Origin of the sequence: Mucilaginibacter aquariorum (assembly GCF_024498135.1) — a bacterium.
GTDB classification, from domain to species: Bacteria; Bacteroidota; Bacteroidia; order Sphingobacteriales; family Sphingobacteriaceae; genus Mucilaginibacter; species Mucilaginibacter aquariorum.
The window spans coordinates 232,872-245,550 of record NZ_JANHOH010000004.1; the positions used below are offsets into that span (position 1 = coordinate 232,872).

Genomic DNA, 12,679 nt, shown 5'->3' on the forward strand with positions numbered 1-12,679 from the left:
GGTTAAGATGCATCAGCCGGTTTAAACGGCCACTCTTTATTTACTTTGGCTTTAGTAAAATATACAATGGTACCTAATGCAATGGCGCTTAATCCGCCCAAAACCATATGGAAACCGGTTGATACCAGTATACCTACCCACATCAAAATTGCCAAAAATATAGGAATAGGAAACAAAGGCATTTTGTAAGGGAAATTGGTTCCGCTTTTAGATCTACGTAACAAATAAAGCCCCAATGCCTGCGAAATAAACTGGATCAATATCCGCATAGCTAATATAGCGCTGATAACATCACTCAGCTTAAATAACAAACTGAAAACAAAAGCTACGCCGCCTAAAAACAATAAAGAGATATGCGGGAATTTCCCGGTTGGGTGCAGCTTTGCAAATACTTTAAAAAAAGCACCATCTACAGCTGCGGCATAAGGAATACGGCTATAGCCTAATGTAGCAGAGAATACTGAAGAAAAGGCTACGAGTAATATCAAACAGGTAACAACTTTTGCGGATGTATGCCCGGATAATTTCTCCATAAATTCACTTACCACAAACTGGCTGTCCTTAGCCTGATGCCAGGGTATAACGCTCACCACACTCACATTCATCAGCATATATAAAACCGCTATACCGGCTATTGAAATAAACATACTTTTTGGTATGTTTTTAGATGGGTTTACAATTTCGCCCCCTAAATGGCAAACATTATAATACCCAAGATAGCTATAAACGCTTTTTACGCTGGCAAAACCAATGGCCGCTACAAAGGCATAATTAACGGTTAAACCATCATTAATATGTTTAATGGGTGATAAAAAATTGCCATGAGCTAAACCACCACCAATTATCCATATCATGGTGAGCAAAACACATACCCATAGTATAATACTTATTTTGCCTATTGATTCTATTTTGCGGTAAAGTAATATTACAATACATATTACCACACAGCCGCTCATCAGTTTAGCCTGGATAGGCGAAAGAGGCAGCAGATAGGAGAAATAGGATGCAAAGCCAATTGCCGCCGAAGCTATTACCAATGGCGCCTGTATCATGGTTTGCCAAACAAACAGGAAGCTCATCAATTTACCCGGGCCGTTTTTGCCGTAAGTTTCTTTTAGGAAGTTGTATGACCCACCAGCCATCGGGAAAGCAGCGCCAAGCTCGCTCCAAACCATGGCATCAATAAAAGATAGTATTGCGCCGGCCAGCCATGCGTATAAAAACCAGGGCCCGTTCATCATACTTATTACCATGGGTAACGTAATGAATGGCCCGATGCCAACCATGTCGGTCATGTTAATTGCGGTGGCTTGTGCCAGGCCAAGGCGGCGTACCAGGGAAGTTTCAGCCATGCAGTTTTTTTTAGCGCGAAAATTTAATCAGTTACTGCACAAAAATAACTTTAAGCAGCAAGGGGCAAAAATAATTGGGTCAGCGGTTTGTAATGAGTTTTTAATATAAGCACCATGTAATTTAACAGACACATTTACAGCGTTTATCGATAGATTATGATTGTTAATGTTACAAATCGCTTTATTTACCCGTAAGGAATGTAAACAATGCTCGTTCTTTAACAAACATTAACAATTGACACTTTATATTTTCTACAATTTTACGCGGAAAATTACACACACAAAGAATTTAACTTTTCTTACTATCTGATAAAATGAAAAAAACATCTACTCAAATGAATTTACTGTTATTGCTGATAATTACCGTGCTTGGCGCATGTAGTAAAAGCGATAATGTAAAATTGGAATTACCGGTAGTACTTACCGGCGACGTTGTTATCGCAGCAACATCTACCAGCGCCTGGACGGGTGGTTCTATCACAAATAACACCGCCAATATTTCATCATACGGTGTTTGTTATAGTACAACTAATCCCGAACCCACAATTAACGATACCAAAAAGGAACAGACGATAAAATTGTTCACGTTTAACAGCCATCTTTCCGGGCTTGTACTCAACACAGTTTATTATTTAAGAGCCTATGTTACCAACTCTACCGGTACCGGATATGGCAATGTTATACAATTTAAAACAGGTAATGGTGTTGCCGATGCTTATGGAACAGTAAGCACCTTTGCAGGATCCAGCCAGGGATTTGAAAATGGCACCGGGACAGCGGTTTTATTTAATCGCCCTACAGGAGTTGCCACAGATGCCGCGGGTAATGTATACGTTTCTGACTCGTACAATTCTGTTATCAGAAAAATAACGCCCGATGGCGTTTCAAGTACGCTTGCTGGTAACGGTACTTTTGGGTACGCGGATGGCCCTGTTGCAACCGCCCAGTTTTATGTGCCATCGGGCCTGGCTGTTGATGCTGCGGGGAATGTATTTGTAGCTGATTTAGGCAATAACATGATCAGAAAGATAAGCCCCAGCGGTATAGTAAGCACTTTTGCTGGTAACGGTTCGGCTGGCTATTCAAATGGAACGGGTTCAGCAGCAACATTTAGCGGGCCTTCGGCACTTGTGATAGATGCCCAGGGCAATTTGTATGTTACCGATAGCGGCAATAGTCTGATCAGACAAATAACACCAGCAGGTGTTGTAACAACCGTTGTTGGCAATAGGGTAGCTGCGTTTGCAAATGGAATAGGAACGGGAGCATCTTTAAATAAACCCAACGGTATAGCATTAGATGCTGCAGGTAATATGTATGTTACCGAGCCGGCAAATAAAGCAATAAGGAAAATAACTAAAGATTATTTGGTAACCACGTTTGCAGGAGGTTTAGATACTGCATCACTGGCAATTGGTAAGCCGCAGGCTATAAATATAGATGCAAACAATAATATGTATATTGCTGATGGTAATGGCCGCATCCTTAAAATTAACAAGGATAAAATTTTTACTGTATTTGCAGGTAAAACCGGCACAACGGGTTCTACAGATGGCGATGGCAGTGTCGCCTTGTTTAACAATCCACAAGGCATAGCATCAGACACACAGGGCAATATTTATATTGCCGATTACAGCAATAACCGGATCCGAAAAATCAGATAAGCTTTATAAGAAAAGCCACCCATTGGGTGGCTTTTTTGTTTCTATGATCTGTACATATTAAAGAGCCTTCCACGAATTTGCCTCACCGGCAAGCATCTGACTAAAGTTGCTGCGTGGAGGAGTATCCAGATAGGGATAAGTGATCTTACTCAGATATAAGCCCTGTGGGTATGCAGGTTTAATTGTTTCAAATAGCTGCAGGGTTATCAGGTGCGATTCAAATTCATCAACACTTAGCTTCCCTGTTCCCACCTCAATTATTTTACCAACAATGATCCGTACCATTTTCCCTAAAAACCGGTTTGCAGATATGTGAAACCTTAATTTATCCCCCGTATTATCGGTGAAAATTTGGACGGCGCTTATGTTGCAGATAGTGTGCTGGTTCCTATCTGGCATTTTACAAAAGGCACGGTAATCATTATATTTCAAGAGTAGGTTAGCTGCACGGTTCATGTTCTCTATATCCCAATCCATAATGAGGTACATAGAGCTAAAACTGCTTAGAAAAGGATCTTTATAAGTATGGATAAAATAGTCATAACTCCGTTCTATAGCATCAAAACGGGCGTGGGGCAAGCCTTCCATAGGTATAATATCAAAAACTGCTATATCATCGGGCAATAAATTATTCAGCCGGAAAACAAGGTCGAAATCCCAGGGGGCGCTTACATCTAAATGGAAAAAGAACTGGCTTGCATGTACCTGTGCATCAGTGCGGCCACATCCAATAATTTGTATAGGCTTTTTAAAGATCTGGCTTAGGCTGGTTTCTAAAACCTGTTGTACACCTACACCATCCGGATGTTTTTGCCAGCCGTTATAATTAGTGCCCAGATAGCCTATGTGAAAGAAATAGCGCAATGTATGATGGGTTAATGCCGGGGAAAAATTAATCGGTTATATCTTCTTCTTCCGGTTCCGCCTTATCCGCTTTAGGCAAGTTGGCTTTAAGCATTACACGGCCCTTTTTTGTTAGCGTACAAGCCGGTGACCTTTTATTTTCTTCGCCCTTTGCAATATCTATCAGGTTGTATTGTTTTAAGTCCTGCAAATCAACTTTGCTTATATTGATGGCCATCCCCTTTTCTGCAATAACCTTGAGTGCAGCAACCACATCGTCGTGTTTCATAATATTGTATTAAGTATAAATGCAAATATGCAACATAAACAAGAAAAGCCACCCGAACGAGTGGCTTTTGCTGGTATAAGTTTCATTTACTTAATTTGAAAGGGCTTTTATACGATCCAAGGCATTTTTATTTTCAGGATTTAATGCCAGCGACTTTTTATAATTTAAAAGTGCATCTGTGTTATTGCCTGTAATTTCAAATACCTCTCCTAAACTATCATAGGCATTCGCACTTTTTGGATAAAGCGCTACATTCAGTTTGAAGATAGAAAGCGCCTGATCTGCTTTTTTCTGCTTTAATAGTTGGTACGCCCAGGCATTAAGTTCGTTTTCGGTTAAGTTTAATTGTGGGTCCTTCTTTTTTAAGTTAGTTGATACAGTTACTGCATTATTAAAACCCTGCTTTAATAATGCTAATCTTAATTTTTGAACATCAGCGGATAAACCAAACCCGTTTGTTTCATGCATCTCGGGGATATAATAGCCCGCTATTTCATCAATAAATTGATCGGGATTAGAACCCATTAAATTGGTTAATACAACTATGGAAAGATCATCTTTCAGGTACACAAATAAGGCAGACCTGCCGCCGCCAACAGGGCCCACTGCAGGGTGCTGTTCTCTTGTAACGGTAGGCCACCCCAGTGCATAACCATTTGTGAGTCTATTAAACCCACCTATCTTTCCGTTGTTTAATATCGCCGGTGTCCACATGGTTTCGATGCTGGTTTTTTGTTTTAAAAGTTTGCCGGCTTTTAATGCAATAACCCAGTTTCCCATATCTGTAGCGGTAGATAAAATGCCGGCGGCAGTTCTGAAAAAAACCGGAAACTGCATATAGCTAACCCCGGGTGTGTTGTTTCTGATGAAGCGGTCGCCAACCTGCCTGGTCATGGTATACGCGCCAGCGTAATTAGGTATCACATCATAAGAGTCTCCAAACCGGGTTAATTTCATACCCGCTACTTTAAATTGCCTTTCTTCAATAAACTTTGTAAAATGCATACCGGCCAACTTTGTAATAATCTTACCAAGCAAAACATAGCCGGTTTGATTATAGCTGAATTTATCCCCCGTATTAAATTCAAGAGGCAGCTTCTTTACCTTTTGCAAGGCTTCGTTTTCATCCCCATGACCCATTACCTGCTCCTCAGCATCAAGAATATCAGGCAAGCCGGAAGTATGAGTTAACACCTGCTGCAGTGTGATTTTTTGCCATGTTGCCGGCAAGCTATCTACGTAAAGTGAAATAGGGTCGGTGATCTTTAGCCTCCCCTCTTCGGCCAATTGCATAATGGCCACGCCAACAAACGCCTTGGTGATTGAATTTACCGAGAATATGCTTTCATCAGTTGCAGTAATTGTATTTTCCAGGTTAGCTATTCCATAAGTGGCGTTCTTTACAATTTTCCCCTGGCGTACTATTGCCACCTGCAACGCAGGGATATGTTTTTGTTGCATTTTATTCTTTATAAAAACGTCTATGCTATCGGATGTAGAAAGCTGCTGAGCTATGGAAAATGCCGGTATCAGTAGCCCAACTATCAAAAGGGTCGAGGCTGTAATTTTAAGGTTCATATAATAAGGTTTATGTCTATTAGTAAGATGTATTACGATGAGCTATGTTACAAATAGTTGTTCATATATCAGTATAGATTAAGTTGCAGGCAATCGCAGTGTTTAGTGCCTGGTTCAAACGATTTGCCGTGGTAATTGTGTAATATCAATTTAATAAAACCGGGTTTCCCAGTAAATAAAACGGCCTTCCTGATCTAGGAAGGCCGTTTTATTTTAAAAAATGAAATTAGCTTAAGGCTGAAGTTTAATTTATAAGCCTACCAAAGCATACGGAATGCGGACACCTTTAATTTGATAGGCATTAGGATCCTGGTTGCCGCCGAAGCAGGTATTGATGGAGCAGCTACCGCCCGAGCCATTATAATTTAAGGAGTAAGTTACCATCAGCTCATTCTTCCCGTTTACAAATTCGCCATGCACTGCAGGAGTATAAAATTTAGCCAAATGGCCATTATACCAATCTTGTATTACATAAACTAGTTTTGGCGCGGTAAAAGGGCCAAACGGACTTGATGCGGTAGATATATAAATGCCGTGCTGGGTTGGGTCGCAAAAGTAACCAAGATCCATTTGCATCATTACATATTTACCATTAACATAACTTACGGCAACGTTTGCCTGGGTTTTTGTACCCGAGCCAATAGTTAAAGCACCGGTCAAATTTGTAGTATCTGGTGTTGATGCCCAGCTATTTCCTCTCCAGAATGTCCATGATGCGGGGTTGCTTGCCGGGAACCTTGCCAATGTTACAACGTTTTCATTAAAGAAGGTGCTTTGCGCGCCATATACATATACGGTATCGCCTGCCGGTTTTTTTATCATACCAACAGAGAAACTCATTTTGGTTTGGCCCGACATGCCATTTGGCGTTATCCGTGTTGCTGCGCCCCATGTAGTGCTGCTGGTGCTTTCGGCTATACTATATAATGCCTGGTTTGCCGGTATCGAGCCGTTTGCCGATTCGTAGGTATTTAATAAAACATTGCTGCCAATTTCAACACCTGCACCCGGCCAGGCATAGGTTGAATTATGATTGCCCGGGCTTTTTACTATTTCCAGCAAACTTATACCGGTGCCCGCGTTACTGGTAGTGGTAATGTTAGGTGTCGAGCTTGATGTCCAGTTGGTAATTGATGGCTGCAACATGGCCGAATTATGGTAAGAGAAAAATTGACAGGCCAAAGAACCGTTTGCCTGCAACTGACTGCTGGCATAGGCATCCTGGGTGATCCAAAGCACCTTACCATTGTTTGCGCCATTAGTGAGCGGGATACTGTTACCCTGGTCCCAGGCAACGGTAGTATTGGCTACGTTACCCCTATGGAAGAAGGTAACCACAACATCATCGCGATAGGCCTCGTTGATAATACTGGTTAAATCCCAATACTGGGTAGTATTGGCGGCTGCGGTTTCTTCAGTTATCGCCGCACCGTTCGCCGTTGAACTGGCATGATCTGTCAGTACCAAACCATTGGCATTTTTTATCACATAATAAGATTGCCCTGTTACCTTCTGCAAGTTCCAGATCTGCGAAGGGAAACCGTTTGCATGGTCTACCCAAAGCTGGGTACCCGATGTGCCGTTTGGTGCTTCCAGGAACATACCGCTTGCAACATTCATGATCTTGAACGGGGTGGTGCTTGTGATTGTACCGGTGCCTTGCTGTATCAGGTACCACTTTTGATTTTGAGCCGTGGCAGTTCCGGTACTCATATTCGCATACTGCTGTACATTTTTAATGGAACTTTGCGGGTGCAGCAAAGTAGAGTCGCCACGTACTTCCATTACTTTTCCGCTAAAAATGTTTGTGATCTGGAAGCACCCATAAGCCGATGGGCTGGCACCTGCAAGACTGAAGTTGGCTGGTGCTGCCTCTGGTGTCTGATCTTTTTTCAGCGTTTCGCTTTTTTTACAGCTTTCGGCTCCCAACAGGAGCAGGATGATTGCATACAATAGTAAGTTTTTCGTTTTCATAAAATTTAATTGGTTATAGGTTAGTAGTTGTTTGTAATTGGCATTGGTTAGTGGCCCTGCATTAAAACAGGTGTCGTACAAATCAATTAAAAAAAGAAACGCGTACGGGAAACCATTTATGCCGTAATTAAAACCGATTGTGCCTTTTATAAAACCTACCAAATAATTTTTAAATCGTTTTAGCAAAACAATTATTCTTTCTACATTAGATTACCAATTGTACCACCAATTATTACTTTCATGTATTGTACTTTAGATCTGGGATGCCGGGTTACAGTATTGCTACAGGCTGTTCCGGCGATATTAGCAATAGCTGTACGCGAAAAATGGACAGGAACGGTTGCCGGTGGCTTCTTGTTAGTAACTGTCGTTCTGATTTATATCGGTTACAGAAGAATAAGATATAACAGGGAGAGAAAGACCATCAATGGCTATTTAATTGCAGGTAAAACTATCAGTCGGCTCCCTGCAGAAGGGTTGGGTGATGGGGCGATAGGACGTTCGGAGGTTATTGCAAATAATGGGTACCAATTAGCATCCCATGCTTTATTTCTAAAAAAGTTGCAGGAAACCGTTGTTGCCCACTTATCATACCCCGGGCTCGATGTAGATCAATTATGTGATATTATGAATATGAGCCGGAGGAACTTATACAGGAAGATAAAACAAGCGTCGGGTTTAACACCATTAGAGCTTATTAACGATTTGCGTTTAAAAAGGGCAGCAGAGCTATTAGAAGGCGGCGATAAAAGAATGTATGAGATAGCCGACGAAATTGGTTTCAAATCGCGCATTGTCTTCACACGAAATTTCACGAGGGAATTTGGAATGTCGCCGACAGAATACAGCAAAAAGTATCATGCCCTGCGTAACCTGAAATTCAACACTCCCCAATAGGTCAAATTTAATTTCAATTTTTGCTAAATCAATTTAGCTTTTTTATAGATTTGTCGCATGAAACAAAGTTTACTTGCTTTCTTTTTTACTTTTCTTATCACACCTTATCTTAATGCCCAAACTATCCAACCCTTTAAAACGGGCGATAGGGTGGTATTTACGGGCAATAGCATTACCGACGGCGGGCATTATCATTCTTATATCTGGCTGTATTATTTAACACATTTTCCAAACAAGCGCATCCAAATTTTTAACGCGGGTATAGGCGGCGACGTAGCCCAGCAAATGTACGAACGACTGGACAGCGATGTATTCGCCAAAAAGCCCACGGTAGTTACACTCACCTTTGGCATGAACGATACCGGCTATCAGCTTTTGAAGGGTGCCAAAGCGGATTCTGTATATCAGGCAAAAATAGCCACTTCCTTAAAAAGCTTTAAATTGATAGAAGCAAAGTTGAAACAATACCCCAAGGTGAGGAAAGTAATGATCGGCTCATCGCCGTATGATGAATCCTCAAAAACCAAGTTCATCCGTCTGGTTAATAAAAATGCGGCTATGCGGCAGATAGCAGCCGAGCAGCAGCGTGTGACTAAAAATAATAACTGGGAATATATGGATTTTGGTGCCCCGATGACTGCCATTAACCTGCGCGAGCAACAGCGCGACTCGTTATTTACCTTGCAGGGCAGTGACCGGATACATCCCACAAATGATGCGCAAATGGTAATGGCATGGTTATTCCTTAAAGCCCAGGGCTTGGCGGGAAAAAAGATTGCAAACATTGCAGTAAACGCCGGTACCAAAAAAATAGAACTGGCAGAGAATTGTACAATTACTAACCCGGTTATATCAACTGATAAAATTAGTTTTACTTATCTGGCAAATGCACTGCCATACCCCATGGACACCATCCCTTCGGGTTTTGGGCGACCGCAAAAGGCACAGGCTGCGGCATTAAAACTGATCCCGTTCAACGAGGAGTTTAACCAGGAGCTGTTGCAGATAAAAGGCCTTAAGGCTAAACAATTACAGTTAAAAATAGACGGGAAAGGAATAGGTATCTATAGTGCTGGGGAGTATGCGCAGGGCATTAACCTGGCAAAAATCAATACAACCCCACAGTATCAGCAGGCAATGGCTGTAATGCATTTAAATGAAGAACGCTGGGCAATAGAGCGCCGCCTGCGCGAATATTATTGGATCCATTACTCCATCCTGAAGCCAAAGGGTTTGCTCTTTAACGATGGCGATGCTACGGTAGATTCGCTGCAGAAGTATGGTAAGAAGGATTTCTTTGTGTCAGCAACCATCCCCACTTATCAAAAGGCTCGTTTTAAATCTGTTAGGGATGCCTGGCAAAAGGAAATTGACCTGTTAACCAACCAACTCTATATTATTAATAAACCTGTTAGGCATCGTTTCGAGATCACTTTAGTTAACTAATTCTGATGAATTTTAAATTATACAAAAGGCTTTTTAATGCCTTAATGCTTACCGTTGCGGTTTCTTATTGCCAGCACGCCTCTGCCCAAACCGCTTATTATATAGATGGTTATCACGGGGGCATTTGGGGGCATTACCCGGATTGGAATACCCGCTTTATGGCGGATATGTTAAAGAAAAACCCAAATTGGAAGATCAATATAGAGCTGGAACCCGAAACCTGGGCAAGGGCAAAGGCTGTAGATCCGGCTGCCTACGCTGATTTTAAGGCACTGTTTGCAGATCAATCGCTTAATGGCCGCATAGAATATGTAAACCCGGCATATGCCCAGAGCTATAATTATAACATCTCGGGCGAAAGCATTATCCGGCAGTTTAGGTATGGTATGAAAATGGTTCGCACGCACTTCCCTGAAGCCATTTTTACCAGCTATTCTTCCGAGGAACCTTGCTTTACAAGCGCACTGCCGCAAATACTTAAATCATTTGGCTTTAAGTATGCATCGCTTAAAAACCCCAACACCTGCTGGGGCGGTTATACCCGCGGCCATGCTGGCGAATTGGTGAACTGGATTGGGCCGGATGGCACGGCGATCATTACTTCGTCACGTTACGAAGGGGAAAAATTTGCTCCAAGATCTACCTGGCAAACCATTGCCTGGAATAACTCTCCGGAATATATTAATGCTGCTTTTGCTGCAGGTATGCCGCATCCGGTGGGTATGACCCTGCAGGATGCCGGTTGGAAAAACGGGCCTTTTATAGGCAGCGGAGTAAAGAATGGCTTAACAAGCGTTTACACCACCTGGCGCAATTATTTTGGTAACATCGCCAAAAATGATGCCCGGCAAGATTGGAAGGTATCGCAGGAAGATATGTTAGTGAGCCTGGTTTGGGGTTCGCAGGTAATGCAGCAAATAGCCCAGCACGTGCGTGTTTCAGAGAACAAACTAATAATAGCCGAAAAAATAGCTGCCATGGCCAGGATCTATTCCGGGGGTAAGTGGCCTCAGACCCAGCTAGATTCCGCCTGGCGTACCTTGCTTCTGTCACAACATCACGATTGCTGGATAGTACCCTACAATGGTAAAAATGGCGATACCTGGGCAGATAAAGTGAACAAGTGGACTGCCAATACCGATGCCATTTGCGATAGTATTATTACTAAAGCGCAGACCGCTATAAATAAGGCCAACAGCACCGGCAATTATATTACCGTTTATAACACTACCGGGGCCGACCGCAACGAAACGATATCTGTTGAAATCCCGGCCGGCGCTAATATGGCGCAGTTCGTGGTTTTGAATGTTAAAGGTGTGCAAGTACCTGCGCAATTAAACAGCGATAAAACTAAGTTGCTGTTCCGGGCGCAAGTTCAATCAATGGGGTATTCGGTTTATCAATTAAAAGCTGATCGACCCTCAGCAATAAAAGGGGCTGCTGTATCTGTTTTGGCGGATGGTAAGTACTTGCTGGAAACAGACCTGTATAAGATCATTATCGACCCGGCACATGGTGGGGTTATTAAAAGCATCATTGCCAAAAATTTAGATAATAAACAATTTGTAGATCAAACCAACGCCCGGGCCTTTAACGAGCTTCGAGGCAACTTTTATAATGATGGCGGCTTTAAGTCTACCGCTGATAAACCGGCCAGAATTGAGATATTAGAGAATGGCCCGCTGCAAATTAAACTGGCTATAAAAGGCACCATCAACGGCAGCGACTACACCCAAACGCTCACTCTTGCACAGGGGCAACCGCGTATCGATCTTCTGGTAAATATAAACTGGAAGGGCAACCCCGGTATCGGCAAGGCTACCCTACCAAACACTTACAAGCTGGATAACCCCGAGAAGGCTTTTTATGATGATAGGAATAAACTATTGGCTTATTTCCCGCTGAATTTGGCGCAGCAGAAAGTTTATAAGAACGCTCCTTTTGATGTTACCGAAAGCAAACTGGACAATACTTTTTTCACCCGATGGGACAGCATTAAAAACAATGTGATCTTAAACTGGGTGGATGTTACCGATAAAGATAACCAATATGGGATGGCCGTTTTTACTGATCATACTACTAATTACGCCCACGGAAAGGATTTCCCTTTGGGACTGGATATTCAATACTCGGGTATGGGCTTATGGGGAAGGGATCATAAAATAACAGGCCCTACTACCATAAACTATGCGCTGGTTCCGCACGCCGGCAAATGGGATAAGGCAGGTATCCAACAGCAAAGCAACAACTGGAACGAACCTTTGATAGTATCAGCTACTACAATGCGACCTAAATTATCGGGTAATTCGCTTGTTAAAGTACCTGCCGGATACGAGGTATCTGCAGTTAATTTTGATGGCAATGATATGCTGGTACGTATATTTAACACGGGGGCTGGTATTAAAAGCAAAGTTATATTTAATTGCAGTGCCGATAAAGTTGTTTTATCCGAACTGGATGGCAAGGCAGGGCAAACGCTGCCCTTAGCTAAACTAAAAAGCGGTGGGTTGGCAACCAGTATTGCTATGCCAAAATTTGGTATCCGTACTATGAGATTGGTTAATGCGAAGGGGATTTAAAATGCATCTTGCCATCGTAGCACCAGATAGATTGAGGCATCAAAGCGTACTTGAAAA

The 12,679-nt window shown here is 42.4% G+C and carries 9 protein-coding genes; 4 read left to right on the forward strand and 5 right to left on the reverse strand.

The annotated features are described in order from the left end of the window. Positions 1–2: 2 nt before the first annotated feature. Positions 3–1,352 carry an APC family permease gene (locus NPE20_RS17570; protein ID WP_256539994.1) on the reverse strand — a complete coding sequence of 450 codons (1,350 nt, stop codon included), beginning with the start codon at positions 1,350–1,352 and terminating at the stop codon, positions 3–5. 335 nt (positions 1,353–1,687) lie between these two features. On the opposite strand from NPE20_RS17570, the gene NPE20_RS17575 reads away from it, so the two are divergent. Continuing rightward, positions 1,688–3,016: an NHL repeat-containing protein gene (locus NPE20_RS17575; protein ID WP_256539995.1), complete on the forward strand. Its 1,329-nt coding sequence runs from the start codon at positions 1,688–1,690 to the stop codon at positions 3,014–3,016. A gap of 57 nt (positions 3,017–3,073) precedes the next feature. On the opposite strand, the gene truA is transcribed toward NPE20_RS17575, so the two are convergent. The 4 genes from truA to NPE20_RS17595 all read right to left on the reverse strand — a co-directional run bounded on the left by truA (position 3,074) and on the right by NPE20_RS17595 (position 7,700). Further along, positions 3,074–3,880, reverse strand: coding sequence for a tRNA pseudouridine(38-40) synthase TruA (truA, locus tag NPE20_RS17580; protein WP_256539996.1), 807 nt, complete (start codon positions 3,878–3,880; stop codon positions 3,074–3,076). A 28-nt stretch (positions 3,881–3,908) separates the two neighbouring features. Further along, positions 3,909–4,148, reverse strand: coding sequence for a hypothetical protein (locus NPE20_RS17585; protein ID WP_256539997.1), 240 nt, complete (start codon positions 4,146–4,148; stop codon positions 3,909–3,911). A gap of 90 nt (positions 4,149–4,238) precedes the next feature. Then, positions 4,239–5,726: a serine hydrolase domain-containing protein gene (locus NPE20_RS17590; RefSeq protein WP_256539998.1), complete on the reverse strand. Its 1,488-nt coding sequence runs from the start codon at positions 5,724–5,726 to the stop codon at positions 4,239–4,241. Positions 5,727–5,975: 249 nt separating this feature from the next. Beyond that, complete coding sequence (locus NPE20_RS17595; protein ID WP_256539999.1) at positions 5,976–7,700, reverse strand: DUF5005 domain-containing protein; 1,725 nt, start codon at positions 7,698–7,700, stop codon at positions 5,976–5,978. A gap of 240 nt (positions 7,701–7,940) precedes the next feature. Here NPE20_RS17595 and NPE20_RS17600 point away from each other — a divergent pair, with 240 nt between their 5' ends. Genes NPE20_RS17600 through NPE20_RS17610 form a run of 3 tightly spaced genes read left to right on the forward strand, consistent with a single transcriptional unit; the run spans position 7,941 to position 12,622 of the window. Continuing rightward, positions 7,941–8,597: a helix-turn-helix domain-containing protein gene (locus NPE20_RS17600; RefSeq protein WP_256540000.1), complete on the forward strand. Its 657-nt coding sequence runs from the start codon at positions 7,941–7,943 to the stop codon at positions 8,595–8,597. Between the two features lie 57 nt (positions 8,598–8,654). Then, positions 8,655–10,043 carry an SGNH/GDSL hydrolase family protein gene (locus NPE20_RS17605; RefSeq protein WP_256540001.1) on the forward strand — a complete coding sequence of 463 codons (1,389 nt, stop codon included), beginning with the start codon at positions 8,655–8,657 and terminating at the stop codon, positions 10,041–10,043. Between the two features lie 5 nt (positions 10,044–10,048). Beyond that, complete coding sequence (locus NPE20_RS17610) at positions 10,049–12,622, forward strand: glycoside hydrolase family 38 C-terminal domain-containing protein (RefSeq protein ID WP_256540002.1); 2,574 nt, start codon at positions 10,049–10,051, stop codon at positions 12,620–12,622. The last annotated feature ends 57 nt before the right edge of the window (positions 12,623–12,679 follow it).

What these genes read in the sequence shown, in the direction of transcription:
- NPE20_RS17595 (WP_256539999.1), bottom strand. Translation starts at nt 7,700, where the DNA reads ATGAAAACGAAAAACTTACTATTGTATGCAATCATCCTGCTCCTGTTG.
- NPE20_RS17610 (WP_256540002.1), top strand. Translation starts at nt 10,049, where the DNA reads ATGAATTTTAAATTATACAAAAGGCTTTTTAATGCCTTAATGCTTACC.
- NPE20_RS17590 (WP_256539998.1), bottom strand. Translation starts at nt 5,726, where the DNA reads ATGAACCTTAAAATTACAGCCTCGACCCTTTTGATAGTTGGGCTACTG.
- NPE20_RS17575 (WP_256539995.1), top strand. Translation starts at nt 1,688, where the DNA reads ATGAATTTACTGTTATTGCTGATAATTACCGTGCTTGGCGCATGTAGT.
- NPE20_RS17570 (WP_256539994.1), bottom strand. Translation starts at nt 1,352, where the DNA reads ATGGCTGAAACTTCCCTGGTACGCCGCCTTGGCCTGGCACAAGCCACC.
- NPE20_RS17585 (WP_256539997.1), bottom strand. Translation starts at nt 4,148, where the DNA reads ATGAAACACGACGATGTGGTTGCTGCACTCAAGGTTATTGCAGAAAAG.
- NPE20_RS17605 (WP_256540001.1), top strand. Translation starts at nt 8,655, where the DNA reads ATGAAACAAAGTTTACTTGCTTTCTTTTTTACTTTTCTTATCACACCT.
- NPE20_RS17600 (WP_256540000.1), top strand. Translation starts at nt 7,941, where the DNA reads ATGTATTGTACTTTAGATCTGGGATGCCGGGTTACAGTATTGCTACAG.